Raw genomic sequence first — 17,077 nt, 5'->3', positions numbered from 1 at the left:
CACGGCCCCGAGTCGGGCTGGACCGAGCCACCGGCTTTCCCCCTGAAGGGGTGCAAGAAGGGGAAGTGAAAGGGTGCGGACCCCGGCGGTGGTGGACACCCGGCCGGGGTCCGCGTGGTCGACGGCTCAACTGACACCGTCGTTCCACCCGGATCCGACCTCTGGCACGCCGACCCCACCGCCCCGACCCACCGCGCGGCTTCGACACCCATGCCAGGTGGCGCTGGCAACATGACGGCGCGAATCCCGACGAGCAGCCACCCCGCGGACGCTAGCCGGGCTCGCCAGGTCGATCCGGCCCCGCCGCTCCGCCTTGGCCGCGGTCTCTGTTCAGAAGTGCGGGCAGGGATTCCGCTTCTCGGCCCATGGGCTGGCGCTGCTTTGCCGGTATCGCTGGTAGAAGCCCTTGGCGTGTGCGTACTGGCAGGTGGTGTACCAGGTCAGCTCTGGGTGACGGGTCTCCAGCTGGCGTAGGGCGAGGGTCCCGAGCCCGCAGAACTGCCAGTCAGGCGAGAAGCTGATCTTGAGGAGGAGGCCGACGCCGCACGGCTCGCATACCTCGTACCGGACGTGGCCGAGCGCATGTTCATCAGCGGCGACGATCGAGAACTCGTAGAACGAGGTCTGGGCGTCGAAGGGCAGGCTAGGGCGGCTGGGCTGGGCGATCGCATGCGTGATCGCTTCCGATCTGGCGTTGACGGCCGCGGCATACACCCCCACCCGGTCGGCTGTGCGGCCCGGTCTGTCCGGTAGGCGACTCCTGTACCGATCCTCCTCGAAGGCCGACCCGAGTGGGGCCGTGTCCACGATCCTGTCCACCGCCGACAAGAGAGCAGCCGAGCTGTTAAGTCACCACCCGGGCACCCGTGATAGCTGATCAGGTGTGGTCGGTCGGGGAGTGGTGGGGATCAGGTGGGCCACCACCACTGCGGCGACACCCACACCTGGTTGGCGCCCTCGTAGCAGCTGTACTGGACTGCCTCACCGAAGTCCGCGGTGCTGTAGTTGAGGATCTCCAGGCACTTGCCGCTGTTCTGGTTGCGCAGCATCATCCTGTTGCTCGGCTGCCCGGGGCCGATCAGGACCTGGACGAGCTCCCACTTCTGGTTGGCTCCGCCGTCGCAGGTGTCCTGGGTGACGGTCGCGAAGTCGGCGGTGCTCCAGTCGAGCACGTCCAGGCACTTCCCGCTGTTGACGTTGATCAGGGTCTGCCACCCTCCGCCGGCCGACTGTATGTACCACTTCTGGTTGTTCAGGCTGTGGCACGTGTACTGGCCGACGTCCGCGAGGTTCGCGGTGCTGGCGTACGCCACCTCCAGGCACTTGCCGCTGTGCAGGTTGCTGAAGGTGAAGGTCGTGGTGGCTTCGGCAGGTAGGGCGGGGAGGGACAGCAGGGCTGCGGCGGAGAGCACCGCCGCAGCACGTTTCGACGAACGCATCTTCTGCCTTTCGACGTTGTCGATTGACGGGATCAGGGCCTTCGGGGGAGCGGTGAGCCGGGGGTTCTGCATCGCCGTACGCGTCGATTATTAGCCCGATCTTCACGCGTTTCCATGGCCCCGTCAGCCACCGGACACCCCTGCCCCATGCCCCGCGCGACGGCCGGGTCCGGGAGTGAGGCGCGGCCGGTGCCGTACGCCGCCCGACGGCCCTGTGACTGTTTTCTCGACCGGCTCCACGTCGAACAGCCCATCCCCGCCACACGTACCGCCATCATCCGCACGAATGACCACGAAACACAGGCGGGTTGCCACCAGGCGATACCAGCTCAGACGACCGCTGGCCGGAGCTGATGCGGCATCTTCCAGCCCTCGGCGAGTTTCGACGGATGCACGTTGTGTCCACCGCCGAAGAACTCGCAGAACTTCATGATGAGCGGGTCCCATCCGAGCGGGTCGACATAGTGCGTCCCTGGGATAACCGGGTCTTCCTCGATGTGGGCGCGAAGGATCTCGACCTGAAAGGCAGTGGCATGAGGAGCGGGACTGCCGAAGGGGTACGAGGAGGCGACCCTGCACTCCAACTGGACCGGGCATTCCGCGACCCGAGGTGCCCGGACCAGCTCCGACGCCTGCTCGGTCAGCTGCGCGGCCGAGAACTTGTCCGGCTCGTATCGGTAACCCTGCGCCGCCGCGGCCGCCGACGCGAACGTCTCCAGTCGTTGTTGCGGAGTGCGGTCCGCAGGACAGGACTAGGTCGTGTCTCGAAGTCCGGTGTGTTGGTGTTCGTGAAGTAGATGAGGTCTCCGGTAGATGGGTTGATCGACCAAGAAAAACCTGAATACCGGAGACCTCGTGGCCACCCTAGCTGTGTCGCGGCGGTTTGATCTGACCGATGCGCAGTGGGCGCGGCTGGAGCCACTGCTGCCCGTGTCCGTCCGGTCGGGACGACCGCCTTCGTGGACGAAACGGCAGCTCATAGACGGGATCCGGTGGCGGGTGAGGGTCGGCGCACCGTGGCGGGACGTCCCGGAACATTACGGATCCTGGCAGGCGGTGTACCCGCTGTTCCGCCGATGGCAGCGGCTCGGTGTCTGGGCGGGGATCATCACCAAGCTGCAGGCCCGGGCTGACGCGGTCGGCCGGATCAGCTGGGAGATCAGTGTGGACTCCACAACAGCCCGCGCCCACCAGCACGCCGCCGGCGCACGATCTGCCCCGCAGAAAGAGCCCGCCGGTGGCGTCACGACCGAGCCCGCCGTCCACGCTCTGGGACGTTCCCGAGGCGGGTTCACCACCAAGATCCACCTCGCCTGTGAGCAAGGCCAGAAGGTGATGTCGCTGCTACTCACCGCGGGCCAGCGTGGTGACTCGCCGCAGTTCCTGAACGTCCTGAACGCCATCAACGTCCCCCGGATCGGGGCCGGTCGTCCGCGCACCCGGCCTGACCGGGTGCGCGCCGACAAGGCCTACAGCTCCCGCGCCAACCGCGCCTACCGGCGCAGGCGCAGCATCCTCGCGACGATCCCCGAACCTGCCGACCAGATCCGCCACCGCAAGAACCGAGGCAGAGCCGGGGGACGTCCACCCCGCTTCAGCTGCGAGGACTACCGAGGCCGTCACGCCGTCGAATGCGGCATCATCCGACTCAAACGCCACCGCGGCGCCGCCACCCGCTACGACAAACTCGCCGTCCGCTATGAGGCCAGCCTCCACATCGTCATCATCAACGACTGGCTGCTGACCTCGCGTTGAGTCAGGTCCTAGTCGTCCTTGGGCCAGATCGGGCCCTGGTCGGTCCAGATGACACCCTTGTTGCGGCACAGGCAGAAGGGGTGGCCGATCGGGTCGGTATAGACCCGCCAGCCGTAGCCTTCGGGGCCGATGAAGTCCTGCTGCAGCGTCGCGCCGAGTTCGAGGGCGCGGCGCTGCTCGGATTCGATGTCGTCCACTTCGAAGTCGAGGTGGAACTGCTTGGGGTGCTCGCTGTCGGGCCACTGCGGGGCGCGGTAATCGTCCACCCGGATGAAGGCCAGCTCGATCTCACCGAATTGGATACCGGCCCAGTTCTCGTGGCTGCCTTCCTTGATCGGGCGGCCTGTCACCTCGGAGTAGAAAGCCGCCAGCTTCATGGTGTCCGGGCAGTCGATGATGAAATCGGTGAGTTTGAGCATCCCGCGAGCTTGCCAGAAGATCACGGGAGCCTGAGAGTTGCCCCGAACACGAGGCCAGGCTCGGTAGTCCTCGAGCTTGGCAACGTTGGCACCGACCGCGCCATTGCTCATCAAACGACTTCGAAACAGGCCCTAGCGGTCGCCGAGCGCCGTCGGCTGGAGGGTTTCAGCGGCTCGTTGTCCCACTAAGAAATAACCTCAGAGTTCGTTGAGCTCCCTCCCGCCTGTCTTGCCCCTGTACTTGGGGCTTCTTTCTGGTACTCCCGGAAGTCTCAGGATTGATGAGATCTCAGAGATTCTGAAGGTCTATCGTCCTCGTCGTTCGTCTTGCTGGTTCGGTGAAGGCGAGGAAGCCCTAGCTAGTCGGTGCCGCGGTGGTACGGGATCTTGGGGTGGCGCGGGCCCTGGCCATCGCGGAGGGCCAGACGGGGGTATCGCTGATCTGGAATGTCACAAGGAGGACACCAGCCGCCACGTTAATGGCAACCCCATGACCCGCCAAGCGGATTGTCGGCGGCGCATGGGAGACTCCCGCTCCATGACGAACTGGCCCGAGAGCGTTCGGCGGTTGATCGCCGCCAGGCGTCCGTTCCCCGAGGTACTGGGGACGCTGCGTGCGGATGCGGCGGAAGACCCGGAGGCCGCACGAGAGCTGGGGCATATGCTGCTGCAGGTGTCATGGTCGGACACGCAGACCGACGGCTATGGCTACGTGCCGGAAGCGGAGAAGTGGCTGCGGCAGGCGGTGGCGGCACGGCCGCAGGACGTTGAGGCGACTCTCCTCTTGGCGACCCTGTTGTCGATTCAGTGCGGACAACTCTGGGACATGGCCTTGGGGATACGTCACTCGAAACGGTGGGATAAAGAAAGGGAGCGGCGGGCCGACGAGGCATGCGGCCTTTACGAAAGGGCGCTCCAGCTCGATCCCCATTCGAGCGCCGTCGCCAGCGGGCTGGCGCTCCTACGTGAGAATCCGAGCCTCGCGGGCTATGGCCGCTCGGCCGCCACGGGGGCCGGAGAGCTTGATGAAGCTCAAGTAAACCGGTTCGACTACTTCGTCCTGCAGGTCGAGCTGTTGCTGACCAACAACGGGGACACAGTCACCCGATGGGTCGTGTTGCGCGACCTCGAACAGGTCTGGGGCTTTGACGCCTGCGCCTGGGAGATCAGCGAGTCAATGGCCTTCCAGTATGAGCGCGGAATCAAGGTCGCAACGCACCGGCCGTCCCGGCTATCCGGCAGATCACTCGCCCAGGTCGCTGAGGAGTGGCCTGCGAAGAGGGACCCGGCGTCGCGGGGCGAGCTCCTTCCTGTCGGGCATCCGGTGCGCCATGACGGCAAGACCCTCCACTACGGCGTCAACGGCGCCCAGATGGCGGGCGGAGCTTTCTGAGGATTGCGGCCCTGACCCGCTGCGCCTGGCAGCGATGTTCGCCGCGATCTCGAGACCGCGATCCGCCACGCCGAACGCCAGAGCGCTTCGGCGACCGCGGCCGACCAACAAGACCCTGCGAGTTCCCGCGAACCCAAGGATTAGAATCGTTCACAGAGCATGAAGACCAATGGGTTCATGCTGAAGACCCCTGGATTCGGGGTATCGGTAAGAGTCGTGCAACCAGGTACACCCGTTTGAGTTCGCCCAGATCAGCGGTGCCCTATTGATCGGTGGGGAGGCGTCCGACGGCGTCTTCGAGGTCGGCGTGGGTGGGCAGGGTGTACCGGCGGGTGGTGTCGAGGCGGGCGTGGCCGAGTAGTTCGGCGACGACGACGATGTCGACGCCCGCGCGCAGCAGGTTGGTGGCGAGGGTGTGCCGGAGGATGTGGGCGGATAGGGCGAGGGCGCCGGCGTCGTCGAGGATGTCGGCGTCGGTGGCGAGTTCGTCGACGAGCTGGTCGACGGCCCGGGTCGACAGGCGTCCGCCGCGGCGGTTGAGGAGCAGGGCGGGGATGTCGGCCGCGCCGGGCCAGGACGCGCGCTCGGTGCGCCACTCGGTGACCGAGGCGCGGGCGGTGCCGTCCAGCAGCGGGACCTCGCGGGAGGTCTCACCCTTGCCAGAGCGGACGATGACCTTGCCCTTGCGGGCCGAGAGCGGGACGTCGTTGTCGTCCAGGGCGACGAGCTCGGCGATTCGGACGCCGGAGTAGAACAGCAGCCGGACGATCGCGCGGTCGCGGGCGAGGGGGCGGCGTTCGACGGCGCGCAAGTACCGCTTCTGCTGGCGGGCGTCCAGGGCGCGGGGCGCGAGTTTGGGCGCGTCGTCGCGGCGGACGATCGCGGGGCCGAGCCCGAGCTGGGAGAAGAAGTGGTCCAGCGCGGTGAGGTGGGCGTTCACGGTGTTCGACGCCCGATGCAGGACGGTCTTCATGTGGGTCTTGTAGTCGCGGTCGTGGGCGTCGGTGAGAGGGTCGCCGTCCAGACCGCTCGCGTCGAGCCAGGCGAGGAAGGTTCGCACCCGGGAGTCGTAGGCGCGTCGGGTGTCGCCATCCAGCGGGGCGCGTTCGAGTGCCGCGGCATAAATATCAGAAGCACGAAGCCGGCCCCGACCCCCGAGCGGAGATCGTGATGGAGTCTTCAGCGGTGCGAATGCTTCTCATGATCAGGGAGCACAACCCCTACGCCGGCCTCGGGGAGCAATGGAACAGTGGTTGGCGTTAAGCATTGACCAACGTCATGGACGCCGTTGACGGCGGGCGTTCCCGCCGGTTACCCGTGCTTGTCCGGTTCGGCGTCGGCGAAGGCGCGGTATCCGCCGAGATCTCGGGCTGGGCGAGGACGTCGCCGCGGTGTACGACTCGGACCGGACCCGGGGCCATCATCGGATGCTGATCCGCCGGCGTAGCGGGGTCGTGTCGGACATTCAGCAAGACCGCCGTCGTCATCACCGCGAAGTCCGCCGGGCGCAAGGTCTTCGGCCTCGCCACCGCAGGCGTCCGTCTCGCTTGACCTCTTGCGCGTCAGTCCGACAGCCAGTGCAGCTCGTGCGCCAGGGTTTTGGCGACGGCACGGATGCGGCGGTGTAGCGGCGACTGCTCGCGTGGGAGGACCAGGTGGATCGTCAGGCTGGGCGCGCCCCGCAGCGGTCGCCAGGTGAGACCGGCCGGTTGTGCCGTGACCGCGGCTTCTCCGGCCGGGGCGAGGGTGACCCCGTCGCGCAGGTCGCGCTGAGACATGTCGAAAGAGACTGCGGGCGTGTGGAATCGAGGGTGTGGTCGGGTGTCTCGGAACAGTGCGGACAGCTGATCGTGGATCACGGGGTTGGCCGCACGGTCCGGGAGTCGCAGCGGATACGCGGCCGCGTCGGCGATCTCGATCTCCGGGTGTTCGGCCAGCGGATGATGCTGCGCCAGCTGGACCCCGACGCGCGCACGCCGCAGCAGGAACCGGCGCACGCCATGGCCCGGCTGTTCACCGCGGGTGATCCCGGCATCGATGCGGCCGTCGGCGACCGCGGGGGAGATCTCCGGTGTCGCCATCGGGACCGCGCCGACCTCGAGTCCGCTGTTGCCGCGAATCAGCCTGTCCACCAGGGCCGGTGCCGTCTCAGCCCCGGCGCTGAGGCTGTATCCGATGCGCAGCGTGCCCAGTTCACCGGCCGCCGCGCTCCGGGCGGTGTCCCATGCCCGGTCCAGCGCCGCCAGCGCGGGCGGCGCGGACTCCGCCAAAGCCGCACCGGCCGTGGTCAATACGACGCTACGCGTGTTGCGGACCAGCAGGGCCGTACCGAGTTCCGCCTCCAATCGGCGCATCCGGGCGCTGAGTGCGGGCTGTGCGATACCGATCCGTGCGGCCGCGCGGGTGAAGTTCAACTCCTGCGCCAGCACCAGGAAGTACCGCAGGCTCACCGTATCCGGCGCCACGTGCCCTCCCTGCCGATTGATAACGATCCGTTCTGAGTCTATCCCGTACCGGTCTTTCCCTCGACCGCACATCAAGCCCTAACCTGCGCATATGAGGATTCAACTGACCGCAGTACCCGTCGCCGGGATCGATCGATCTGAGTGTCAATTCGAAGTCGGACGTGTCCGGCCGAACACAGGAGGTTTCCATGGCTAAGGGCTACTGGGTCAGTGTCTACCCCGCCATTTCCGACCCTGAGAGGCTGACTGCCTACGACAAGCTGGCCGGTCCGGCTGTCCAGGCTGGGGGCGGGCGCACCCTGTCCCGGATCCCGTCCCGTGGCGGTCGAGTCGTCGCCCACGAGGCCGGAATCACGCAACGCGTCGTTCTGATCGAGTTCGACAGCTTTGAACAGGCCGTCGCGGCATACGAGAGCGAGGCATACCAGAAGGCGCTGGTGGCCCTCCCCGACGGCGTCGAGCGCGACTTCCGCATCATCGAAGGCATCGACTGACCGGCGGGCCCAGCCATCGCTGAGCATCCGTCACCTGATACGCACACGGTGCTGAACGACGACTCACGAGACGAGTTCGAAGCCATGCCCCGCGTCCCAGTTCGTCGTCGACGTCCTCGACGGCCTGATCCCTGTCGGGCGGATCGAAGAAGCGACGCGACGTCCGGGGCAGCTGGACTGTCTCGCTGACCTCGTCGACGAAACTCACCCTCGCCCGAAGCGAACCGCGCGGCGGCAGCGGGTCGGAGGCGCTGCCGGTGAACCAGGGGGCGGTGTAGGCCAGCAGGCGGCCGTTGCGCTCCACCAGCTCTTAACCGAAATGATCTTGAAGCTGCCAGATGGTTTGGCCATCGCCATTTCGCTCACAGAAAGTAACGCGAAAGAATATTGGTGTCTGCTCCGCAGCGGCGTGTCGCGAGCCGTGACCCCGGTAGATGAGAGGTCAGCGAGCTGCTGCTCGACGGCATCTGTGCGCGGGTCGCTCTTCCGGCGCGATCATCGATGGTTCCGGCTCGTCGGCAACGCAGACGCCTCAGAGGGGGTATCACGGATCCGCCATACCGCTGGCACCAGCAGGGCGGCGGCAGTCATGAGGACAGCGGTTGCAGCGGCGGCCGCCAGGACGGGGCGAGTACCGAAGAGGGCGGCGGCGGGTCCGGCCAGCCCCATGCCGAGGGGAGCGGCCACGAGGGCGCCGAGCATGCTGACAGAGGTCGCCCGGGCGACGAATTCTTCGGGAACGTGTCGCTGGATCGCCGTGGTCTGGATGACGTTGTGGACCACCAGTTGCCCGCCGGCCGCGATGGCCGCGATGGTCAGCTGCCAGACGGCGGCTGGCAGCGCTAGTGTTCCTCGCCTTTAATGCGGCGCAGAAGTAATTCCAGGGATGTGAGGATCTCTTCGGCTGTCTTGGTCCAGACGAACGGCCTGGGATCGGCGTTCCAGATGTCCACCCACGCCAAAATGTCCTTCTCCAGCGCGGTGACGCTCGTATGGACGCCCCGCCGGATAAGCCTGTCAGTGATCAGAGCGAACCAGCGTTCCACCTGATTCAGCCAGGAGGCGCTGGTCGGCGTGAAATGCATGTGAAAACGGGGACGGCTGCTCAGCCACGCCTGGACGGCCGGGGTCTTGTGAGTGCCGTAGTTGTCACACACGATGTGCACGTCCAGGTGGGACGGCACCTCGCGGTCGATCTTCTTGAGGAACTTCAGCCATTCCACCGACCGGTGCCGCCGCTGCATCGAGGCGATCACCTTCCCGTCGGCGATGTCGAAGGCCGCGAACAGGCTGCTGGTGCCGTAACGCACATAGTCATGGGTGCGCCGCTCAGGCATGCCAGGCATCATCGGCAGCACCGGCTGCGACCGATCCAGGGCTTGGACCTGGGACTTCTCATCCGCGCACAACACCACGGCATGCTCGGGCGGATTCAGATACAACCCGACGACATCGTGGACCTTCTCGATGAACAGCGGATCCTTCGACAGCTTGAACGTCTCGGCCCGATGTGGCTTGAGCCGGAACGCCTTCCAGATACGCCCCACCGTCGAAGGCGACAGCCCCGACCGCTTGGCCATCGAGGCGCGTGACCAGTGCGTCGCGCCGGCCGGCGTCGACTCCAAGGTATCGACCACGACCTGCTCGACCTGGTCATCGGTGATCGTCGGGGGACGGCCCGGCCGCGGCTCATCGATCAGCCCGTCCAGCCGCAACTCGGTGAAGCGCCGCCGCCACTTGGCCACCATGTGCGCGCCCACCCCCAACCGGGCGGCCACTTCGGCGTTACTCGCACCGTCGGCGCAGGCCAGCACGATCTTCGACCGCAGCGCCAACGCCTGGGCGCTGCTGGCCCGCCGCGCCCAGCGTGTCAACGCGGCACGCTCGTCATCATCGAGTGTCAATTCGGCCTTGGGCCGGCCCGACCTCGCCTCATCGGCGAGCCCCGCCAGCCGCGAGTCCGCGAACCGACTCCGCCACTTGCGCACCGTATCCGGCGTCGCACCCATCGCGGCAGCCACCCCCGCGTTGCTGCTGCCCGGCTCCGCGCAGGCCAGCACCAACCGCGCCCGCCAGGCCAGCTTCGAGGAACCCGCCGCCAACTGCGTGAGCTGATCACGCTCGCGATCGGACAGGATGATCTGAACCGCCTGAGGGCCAGAACGCGCCATCGCAACACTGTAGCAACTTATGAAGCGCATTAAAGGTGAAGCACACTAGCAAGGCCGGCAGCGGTGCCATCAGCAGGAACGCCAAGAGTGCGGCGACCATGGGGCGGACGGGCCGCCAGTGTGCGCTAATGACGCCTCCGGCCAAGCCTCCGGCGGCGTACGCGATGCCGATCGCCGACCACGCCGGGGCTCCGCCGAGGTGCTGGTCGGCGATGTACGGGCCGAGCACCAGAATCGGGGAGACTACGAGCGCGTTCGTCACGGCGAGGTGGACGGTCCAGACCCAGAGCCATGTGCGCCGACCGACCTCCGAGAGCCCGTCGCCGATGCTCGCCAGCAGCCCGCCGGTCGAGACGGGCCGTTCCGCGGCAACCGCCCGCGGAAGCCGGTAGAGGAAGACCGCGCTCACCAGGAAGGTCAGCGCGTCGGCCAGGATCGCCCACCCCGGCCCGACCAAAGCCACCAATGCTCCCGCGGCCCCCAGTGCCAAGATCGACGCCGTGCTCCGAGAGATCGAGATCAGAGAGTTGGCTGCCTGCAGGCCCTCCTTACCAGCCAGCGAGGCAACGAGCCCTACGGCGGCCGGGTTGAAGAAAGCCGATCCGACGCCGGCGAGGAGCTGCAGAGCCACCAGCATCCAAACCTGCGCCGCGCCGGTCAGAAGCAAGGCCGCCGTCGCACCATGGGCCGCGAACCGGGTCAGGTCGGCGATCAGCATGATCGTGCGGCGGGAGAAGCGGTCCCCCGCCGCGCCGCCCAACAAGGTCAACAAGATGACCGGCAGCCGAGTGCTCAGCACCACGATTCTTGAAGCTGCCTGATCCGGAAGGCCTTCGCGGTGGTGCCGAACCTGGCCAGCTCGGCCATCTTCACCGGCGCCACCGCGCTGCAGTCCACCTCCCCGGTGCCTAGCCCCAGCACATACGCCGCCCGGTCGAAGGCCTCGCCCATGCCCGTGCCCGACAGCTTGGTCACCGCGGTGCGCATCCACTCCAGCACCGACACCTTCTTGCCCTCAGGCACCGTGAGTGTGGCCACCAACTCCCCGCGCATGTGAGGCGGCGCCACCTCCACCAGCGCCCTGTTGATCGCGGCCAGCCCCTCCCGCCGTACCTCGGTCACCAGCCGCGACACCGTCGTGATGCCCGGCAGCAGCACCCGGTTCTCAATCAGCCACAGCACCGCCCGGTCGAACAGCTCCCGCTTGGAATCGCGCGTCTTGGCCACCCGCGAGGCGGTGAACACCATCACCTCGGCCTCGGCCTCGCTGAACTCCCGGTATCCCAGCAGCTTCCGGATCTGCGCCGCGTGATCGTAGGGGGTCTGCCAGCGGTCGCCGTAACGCTTGACGACCGTCCAATCCTCGATCCCCAGTTGCTCGGCCAGGTAGCGGATCACCACCTCCGGCACCTCGGCGGGCCCGGTGTCGGTCAGGAACGTGCCGAGCATCCGCACCGTCCCCCACTGCAACGACCAGCCGAGCCGATTCTCCACACCCCGCCGCATCCGCGCCTGCGCCAGCGCGGCCTCATCCAGGAAGAAGAACCGCTCCAGTTCCTCGGGCGTCGGATCCGCCACAAACCGGCCGTACCGGCTCACCTGCTCGTCGGATAGATACTCATGCTGCACGAATCGTAACCGTACGAGAACATCCCGTTACTACTCGCCGGTATGTCGAAATCGAGACTGACTCGACCTGCTGCACCCCCAACAGGCCCGCCGCTCGGGTCGGAACCACCGAAGGAAAGGTAGCTGAGCGTAACCAGGAGTCCCAGGCCAGCTTGACAGAAAGCCCACAGAGCAGCACTCACCCGCCGCGACCTGCTGCAACGGGGGCCGGTGAGATGACCCGCCCGCCGAGCGCCGGACTCATCCGGCCCTGCCCAGACCGAAACCCCGCGCAACCCTCCAGCGCGAACGGCTCCACTTTTCCTTCGGTGGTTCCCGCTCTACGACCCGCGCGTGCTGGCCCTGGCCAAGGCCCGTCAGCAGCACGCGCACGAGTCCGCCCCGGTGTCCCAGAGCGAGACGCCCCTGCTGCTCGCGGGCAGGCATCTGGCTTTGCTCATCAAAGTTTCGCGGGACCGGTAATGCCCAGGCCTTGCCGTACATAGAAAGTGATGTCCGTATTTTCGCCTGACAAAGGATGCCCGTGAATGAGGAACGGCTGGCCAGATTCGAGGCCGTTTACCGGCAGACGTATGGCCAGATCACCGCATATGCGATACGCCGCTGCATCGCGCCGCAGGACGCGGCCGACGTGGTCGCCGAGACGTTCGCCATCGCCTGGCGCAAGGTGGACAAGCTGCCGCGCGGAGAGCCGGCCCTGCTCTGGTTGTACGGCGTGGCTAGGAAGGTGCTGGCCAACCACTACCGCACCGACAACCGGCGCCGGGCCAGGACCGTCGAGCTCGACGGGGAGATGACCGACCTCTATGCCGCCGCGCCGGAGAGCGGGGTCGAGGCCGAGGCGGTGGCGCGGGTGTTCACCACGCTGCCCGACGACGATCGGGAGGTGCTGGCCCTGGTCGCCTGGGAGGGCCTGGACCGGGAGGAGGTCGCCGCGGTGTTGGGCCTGACGCGCAACGCCGTTCGGGTGCGGCTGCATCGCGCGCGCAAACGGTTCGCGCGGGCGCTGACCGAGGCAGGAGTGCGGACGGACCGGCTGGTATCTACGGAAGGGTCGCTGTGATGGACGAGATCGAGACAATGACGAAAACCCTGGCCAGGGTGAAGCCGGGCGAGCACGGCGGGGACCCGTCCGGCGCGGGGGCGCGGGCGCTGCTGGCGGAGATCACCGCGCACGCGCCCGCCGAGAAAGCCACGCGGCGCTGGTTGCAGCGGCCCCGGTTCGCGCTGGGACTGGCGCTCGCCGTGGCGCTCGCCGTGGCGGCGGTGGCCGTGCCGAGCGTTCTGGACGACAGCGGCACCTACACCTCGGCCTCCTGGGCCATCACCAAGCAGGCGGACGGGGTGGTGTGGGTCAGGGTGACCAACTTCAAGGACGCCACCGGACTGAGCAGGCAGCTCAAAGAGCTGGGCGTCCCCGCGATCGTGGACTACGCGCCCGAGGGCAAGAAGTGCAAGGAGCCGCGCGCCGAATACGTCGAGGACGTGCCCAAGGGCCTCTACTACGCGCCCCAGAACATACCGGGCGACGACCGGGGCTGGCAGATGCGGGTCGACACCACGTTGTTCCGCCCGGGTGAAACCTTCGTCTGGACGATCACCCCGCTGTCCGGCGGCAGCAGCAGCACCAGCACGATCCTCATGAAGGATCCCGTCGCGCCGTGCGAGCTGGTCGCCGACGACCGCAGCGAGAAGCTGGTCAAGGAGTTCGCCGGCTCCCGCTCGGTGACCGGGAAGGGCGGCCTCCTGGAGGGTTACCCGGTTAAAGGCAAGCCGCTGGAGGAGGTGCGCAAGGAACTCGATCGCCGCGGCCTGGACTCGACGTTCGTGGTCCTGCCAGGCGGGCAGGGCGAGAACATGGTGGTCGTGGACGCGCGCCAGCACCCGCTGGAGAGCGAACGGTTCATCCAGCTGCTGGTGAAGCCCGCTCCGTGAGGATGGGCAGGCGCCGCCCGTGACGTGCCAGAACGGCTCCACCTTTCCTTCGGTGGTTCCGACCCGAGCGTCGGGCCCAACACTCAGCCGACCTGCGGCTCAGCGCTTATCGAGAAGTCTCGTCGGAATATGACCACGACCCCGGTACTGCCCGGCCACCTTGCCCTTGCCGGTCCGGCAGGGTGAGCCGGCCGGAGCGGCGCAGGAGGTCATCGGACAGTCATGAGCTTCCACGCGCCGGAAGTCGTCGTCGTTCACACCCCGGAAGTGTTTCATGAGACCGTTCCAGAAAGCATGTTGTTTGCACCGACCTATGAAACAGCGAACGCCCTGGACGGCAGCTTCCGGAGGAGCTGTTTCATAGGCCCTCACTTATGAAACACGCTCATCGGCCCGGAAGCGCCATGCATGAGCTCCCTTACTGTCGCCGGTAGCGAGAATTTCAGTGATCCGGCAGGCGCATGACAGTGGATCGGCAGCTGTAAAGACAGTAGGCGGCAGCGGAACGGTCAGGAGCGGGTGGTGTGACTGTGTACCTGCGGACGTGAGGTTGGACCCGGTCGGGGTCGGCCGCCGCGGCGGCGATCTGGTCGGCCAGCGGCCCGAGCACGGCCTGGGCCTGTTCCAGGCGCACCGGGCCGCTGTCGCGGGCGGCGGCGATCTCGGCCGCGACGCGCTCGCGGTGGTAGCGGGTGCGGTGATCGGGGCTGCAGTCCAGCGCGTCGGCGCGCTTGCCCGGTGGCAGGGCGCCGCCGCAGTAGCGGCAGGCCCGGCGGCCGGCGGCGAGGGTGCGCGCGGCGCGCTCGGCGGCGACCGCTTCCTCCACCCGGCCGGTCAGTGGTTCCGGCACGGTCTTCCCGTCCGCGGGGTCCGCGGCGGGGCCGGCGTCCTCGAGGACATTGGGACCAGCCACTTAAATTTCATGGGCGTTCGCCACACCCTTTCAGTGGATTAGTCAGTTGATTGCAGCACTCAGGAAGAGACAAAGCCTCTCATAGCGTATTATTCCTCTCCTGCCCGTGCCTGCCGGTCGCTCGTGGCTCGGTAGTCGACCGTCCGCGACAATGAGAATTTTCCGGCCAGGCTCGTCGAAGTGGACCCGGATGCCTATTATCTGGCGATGACCGTTGTTCCTGCGGAATAGAGGTTCGCCGAACAATGCGCGAGGGCATGCCGGAGGACGTTTCGCAGCTGGTGGACCGGAGGATGGCGCTCGCGCGGGAGTGGGACGACCTCGTCGAGCGGGTGCGCGAGCTGGATGGCTTCGTGGACTTCCTCAGGCCGCCCAGCATGGAGAGAATGCTTCCCGCCGCGGGCGGCGGACCGGTCGTGATCGTCAATGTCAGCGAGTGGCGGTGTGACGCGCTCCTCGTCCGGCCGGAGGGCGTCACGGTGCGGCCGTTGACCGGTCTGACCGTGCAGGATGCGGCGGATCAGGCCAACCGCTATCTGGGGGCGCTGGCCGAGGCCGAGACGACGGCCGACACGTACGAGACGGCCAGGCGCCGGGTCAGGGCCACCGGCACGATGGCCGACAGGCAGACCGCCTACCGGGCGCAACGCGCACTCGACGAGGCGCGAGCCGCCACCGAGACGATGCTCACCGAGTTGCTGGCGTGGCTTTGGGACACGATCGCCGAGCCCGTGCTGTCCGAGCTGGGCTTCCACGGCACTCCCGATGGGCCGTGGCCCCGGCTGTGGTGGTGCCCGACCGGGCCGCTGACCCTGCTGCCGCTGCACGCCGCAGGCCGCCACGAGCAGAGGGCGACGGTCATGGACAGGGTCGTGTCCTCGTACACGCCGACTCTGCGCGCCCTGCTGAAGGCTCGCGAGCCGCTCGGTCCCGCCGCCGGAGACGACCGCTTCTTGATCGTCGCGCTGGCCGACACACCTGGCGAGCGCCACCTGGCGGGTGTCGCGGATGAGGTCGACCTGCTGACGAGGCTGTTCCCCGCCACCCTGCTGCAGGGGGAGGAGGCCAGCAGGGCGAGGGTCAGGCGCGAGCTGCCCGGCCACCGCTGGGTGCACTTCAGCTGTCACGGCGACCAGAACCTCGCCGATCCCTCCCAGGGCGGGCTCGTGCTCCACGACGACATGCTGACCATCACGGACATCAGCACCGGGCAGTACCACGCCGAGTTCGCCGGCCTGTCGGCCTGCAAGACCGCGACGGGCGGGGTTGATCTCCTGGACGAGGCGATCACGCTCGCCGCCGCGCTGCACTACACCGGCTTCCGCCACGTCATCGGCACACTGTGGTCCGTCTACGACACCACCGGAACCAGCGACCTGTTCCAGACGGTCTATCAAGACCTGGCGGCGGACGGCAGGATGCGGGCAGAGCGCAGTGCGTACGCCCTGCACAGGGCGACCCGCGCCCTGCGCGACCGCTACCTCGGCACACCGAGCGTCTGGACACCCTTCACCCACACCGGGCCATAGGAGGACCATTGACCGAGACCCCGTACGAAGAGGTCACCCGGCTGGCCTTCGCCGAGGAGGTCGCCAGGACCTTCCAGGTGGAGCAGCCCGACCCGCACACGATCCTCCTGCGCGGAGCCTGCCCGCGCTGCCGTCACGTGATGGACTACAGGATCACCGAACAGGTCGTACGCCGGCGCGTCCGCCTCGACCGCTCCGGCGGTGAGCCGGAGACCACAGAAGAGACGATGTTGTGCACGTGCGGCGCCGACCACCCCGACCGGCCGGACGGCAACGTGGGCTGCGGGGCGTACTGGAACCTGAAGATCTCCGAGTCGTGATCCGCCTGTCGCCGGGCGGCAAGCCCACCGTCTCCGGCCATCGGACCGCACAGGCCGTCCAGCGCCTGCTCCGCGACGAGTTGCCGCGGGTCCGGGCCGCCGCGACCGCCTGGCGTAACGGCCTGGCGGGACTGCTCGCCGGTCTGCTCGGCTTCAGCCTGATCAAGGGCAGGTCCGACGTGAGCAGGCTGGCCCCGCCATGGGACGTCGTGGTCGGCGGCCTGCTGCTGGCGGCGCTTCTGGCCGGCGCGGTCGGCGCGTTTATGCTGCTCTGGGCGGCGCACGGCCGGCCCGCCGCCGTCGAGCGGCGGAAGCTGAAGGCCGGGGACGATCACGACGAGGCCATGCGGGCGCGGCGTGCCCTCGACCGGGGCATCGTGCTGACTCTCCTGTGCACGGCGCTGCTCGTCGCCGCGGTGGGAGTGACCTGGTACGGCCCCGCGAAGGACGCGCCGAGGCTCCAGGTGACGACGCCCGACGGGGACGTGTGCGGCTCGATCGTACGCATGGCGCGAGGCACGCTGACGCTGAAGACCGCCGGCGGAGAGACGGACGTCGAACTGGCCACGGCGACCGGAATCCGCGCGGTAGAGACGTGCCCGACCGGCTGATCCT

General features: G+C 67.7%; 18 protein-coding genes. 8 read left to right on the top strand and 10 right to left on the bottom strand.

The features are described from left to right. Positions 1 to 330: 330 nt before the first annotated feature. The 3 genes from AB0B45_RS49720 to AB0B45_RS49710 all read right to left on the bottom strand — a co-directional run bounded on the left by AB0B45_RS49720 (position 331) and on the right by AB0B45_RS49710 (position 2,158). Positions 331 to 714: a GNAT family N-acetyltransferase gene (locus AB0B45_RS49720; protein ID WP_358145784.1), complete on the bottom strand. Its 384-nt coding sequence runs from the start codon at positions 712 to 714 to the stop codon at positions 331 to 333. 194 nt (positions 715 to 908) lie between these two features. Continuing rightward, positions 909 to 1,412, bottom strand: a complete 504-nt coding sequence (locus AB0B45_RS49715; RefSeq protein WP_358145782.1) for an RICIN domain-containing protein — start codon at positions 1,410 to 1,412, stop codon at positions 909 to 911. 356 nt (positions 1,413 to 1,768) lie between these two features. Next, positions 1,769 to 2,158 (bottom strand): flavin reductase, encoded by a 390-nt coding sequence (locus tag AB0B45_RS49710; RefSeq protein ID WP_358145789.1) that lies wholly within the window; start codon positions 2,156 to 2,158, stop codon positions 1,769 to 1,771. A 118-nt stretch (positions 2,159 to 2,276) separates the two neighbouring features. On the opposite strand from AB0B45_RS49710, the gene AB0B45_RS49705 reads away from it, so the two are divergent. Beyond that, the gene (locus AB0B45_RS49705; RefSeq protein WP_358145788.1) at positions 2,277 to 3,194 is read left to right on the top strand and encodes an IS5 family transposase; all 918 of its coding nucleotides are present in this window, start codon (positions 2,277 to 2,279) and stop codon (positions 3,192 to 3,194) included. An 8-nt stretch (positions 3,195 to 3,202) separates the two neighbouring features. On the opposite strand, the gene AB0B45_RS49700 is transcribed toward AB0B45_RS49705, so the two are convergent. Then, entirely contained in the window at positions 3,203 to 3,613 is a 411-nt protein-coding gene (locus AB0B45_RS49700) for a VOC family protein (RefSeq protein WP_358145780.1), read from the bottom strand. Between the two features lie 538 nt (positions 3,614 to 4,151). On the opposite strand from AB0B45_RS49700, the gene AB0B45_RS49695 reads away from it, so the two are divergent. Beyond that, positions 4,152 to 5,006 (top strand): hypothetical protein, encoded by an 855-nt coding sequence (locus tag AB0B45_RS49695; RefSeq protein ID WP_358145778.1) that lies wholly within the window; start codon positions 4,152 to 4,154, stop codon positions 5,004 to 5,006. Between the two features lie 262 nt (positions 5,007 to 5,268). Here the strand turns inward: AB0B45_RS49695 and AB0B45_RS49690 are convergent, their stop codons facing one another. Next, positions 5,269 to 6,066, bottom strand: coding sequence for a tyrosine-type recombinase/integrase (locus AB0B45_RS49690; RefSeq protein ID WP_358145777.1), 798 nt, complete (start codon positions 6,064 to 6,066; stop codon positions 5,269 to 5,271). 502 nt (positions 6,067 to 6,568) lie between these two features. After that, positions 6,569 to 7,471 carry a LysR family transcriptional regulator gene (locus AB0B45_RS49685; RefSeq protein ID WP_358145775.1) on the bottom strand — a complete coding sequence of 301 codons (903 nt, stop codon included), beginning with the start codon at positions 7,469 to 7,471 and terminating at the stop codon, positions 6,569 to 6,571. A gap of 188 nt (positions 7,472 to 7,659) precedes the next feature. On the opposite strand from AB0B45_RS49685, the gene AB0B45_RS49680 reads away from it, so the two are divergent. Then, positions 7,660 to 7,965, top strand: a complete 306-nt coding sequence (locus AB0B45_RS49680) for a DUF1330 domain-containing protein (RefSeq protein ID WP_262037378.1) — start codon at positions 7,660 to 7,662, stop codon at positions 7,963 to 7,965. A gap of 842 nt (positions 7,966 to 8,807) precedes the next feature. Here AB0B45_RS49680 and AB0B45_RS49675 read toward each other — a convergent pair. From AB0B45_RS49675 to AB0B45_RS49665, 3 genes are read right to left on the bottom strand one after another with little or no spacing between them, the layout of a single operon-like run. After that, positions 8,808 to 10,136 (bottom strand): IS630 family transposase, encoded by a 1,329-nt coding sequence (locus AB0B45_RS49675; RefSeq protein ID WP_358145772.1) that lies wholly within the window; start codon positions 10,134 to 10,136, stop codon positions 8,808 to 8,810. After that, positions 10,081 to 10,938, bottom strand: a complete 858-nt coding sequence (locus AB0B45_RS49670; protein ID WP_358145770.1) for an MFS transporter — start codon at positions 10,936 to 10,938, stop codon at positions 10,081 to 10,083. The genes AB0B45_RS49675 and AB0B45_RS49670 overlap by 56 nt, the downstream gene beginning before the upstream one ends. After that, a complete protein-coding gene (locus AB0B45_RS49665) occupies positions 10,929 to 11,765 on the bottom strand; it encodes a DUF4158 domain-containing protein (RefSeq protein ID WP_358145768.1) in 837 nt (278 codons plus the stop codon). The genes AB0B45_RS49670 and AB0B45_RS49665 overlap by 10 nt, the downstream gene beginning before the upstream one ends. A gap of 517 nt (positions 11,766 to 12,282) precedes the next feature. Here AB0B45_RS49665 and AB0B45_RS49660 point away from each other — a divergent pair. Both AB0B45_RS49660 and AB0B45_RS49655 read left to right on the top strand, forming a co-directional pair. Then, entirely contained in the window at positions 12,283 to 12,828 is a 546-nt protein-coding gene (locus AB0B45_RS49660; protein ID WP_358145767.1) for an RNA polymerase sigma factor, read from the top strand. Continuing rightward, positions 12,828 to 13,700, top strand: a complete 873-nt coding sequence (locus AB0B45_RS49655) for a hypothetical protein (RefSeq protein ID WP_358145765.1) — start codon at positions 12,828 to 12,830, stop codon at positions 13,698 to 13,700. Before AB0B45_RS49660 ends, AB0B45_RS49655 begins: the two co-directional genes overlap by 1 nt. A gap of 442 nt (positions 13,701 to 14,142) precedes the next feature. Here AB0B45_RS49655 and AB0B45_RS49650 read toward each other — a convergent pair whose 3' ends face one another. Then, a complete protein-coding gene (locus AB0B45_RS49650) occupies positions 14,143 to 14,613 on the bottom strand; it encodes a hypothetical protein (RefSeq protein WP_358145763.1) in 471 nt (156 codons plus the stop codon). Between the two features lie 257 nt (positions 14,614 to 14,870). On the opposite strand from AB0B45_RS49650, the gene AB0B45_RS49645 reads away from it, so the two are divergent. Genes AB0B45_RS49645 through AB0B45_RS49635 form a run of 3 tightly spaced genes read left to right on the top strand, consistent with a single transcriptional unit; the run spans position 14,871 to position 17,073 of the window. Beyond that, a complete protein-coding gene (locus AB0B45_RS49645) occupies positions 14,871 to 16,142 on the top strand; it encodes a CHAT domain-containing protein (RefSeq protein WP_358145761.1) in 1,272 nt (423 codons plus the stop codon). Between the two features lie 8 nt (positions 16,143 to 16,150). After that, positions 16,151 to 16,462 carry a hypothetical protein gene (locus AB0B45_RS49640; protein WP_346151577.1) on the top strand — a complete coding sequence of 104 codons (312 nt, stop codon included), beginning with the start codon at positions 16,151 to 16,153 and terminating at the stop codon, positions 16,460 to 16,462. Next, the gene (locus AB0B45_RS49635) at positions 16,459 to 17,073 is read left to right on the top strand and encodes a hypothetical protein (protein WP_358145759.1); all 615 of its coding nucleotides are present in this window, start codon (positions 16,459 to 16,461) and stop codon (positions 17,071 to 17,073) included. Before AB0B45_RS49640 ends, AB0B45_RS49635 begins: the two co-directional genes overlap by 4 nt. Positions 17,074 to 17,077: the final 4 nt, after the last annotated feature.

The organism is Nonomuraea sp. NPDC049152 (assembly GCF_040648355.1).
GTDB lineage: Bacteria > Actinomycetota > Actinomycetes > Streptosporangiales > Streptosporangiaceae > Nonomuraea.
Note: the sequence above shows the minus strand (reverse complement) of the source record. Positions and strands in the feature narration are given on the sequence as shown.

Bases quoted from the DNA above. Each gene is read 5' to 3' on its own strand.
- AB0B45_RS49700 (WP_358145780.1), bottom strand. From the start codon at position 3,613: ATGCTCAAACTCACCGATTTCATCATCGACTGCCCGGACACCATGAAG.
- AB0B45_RS49655 (WP_358145765.1), top strand. From the start codon at position 12,828: ATGGACGAGATCGAGACAATGACGAAAACCCTGGCCAGGGTGAAGCCG.
- AB0B45_RS49645 (WP_358145761.1), top strand. From the start codon at position 14,871: ATGCCGGAGGACGTTTCGCAGCTGGTGGACCGGAGGATGGCGCTCGCG.
- AB0B45_RS49675 (WP_358145772.1), bottom strand. From the start codon at position 10,136: ATGGCGCGTTCTGGCCCTCAGGCGGTTCAGATCATCCTGTCCGATCGC.
- AB0B45_RS49660 (WP_358145767.1), top strand. From the start codon at position 12,283: ATGCCCGTGAATGAGGAACGGCTGGCCAGATTCGAGGCCGTTTACCGG.
- AB0B45_RS49695 (WP_358145778.1), top strand. From the start codon at position 4,152: ATGACGAACTGGCCCGAGAGCGTTCGGCGGTTGATCGCCGCCAGGCGT.
- AB0B45_RS49680 (WP_262037378.1), top strand. From the start codon at position 7,660: ATGGCTAAGGGCTACTGGGTCAGTGTCTACCCCGCCATTTCCGACCCT.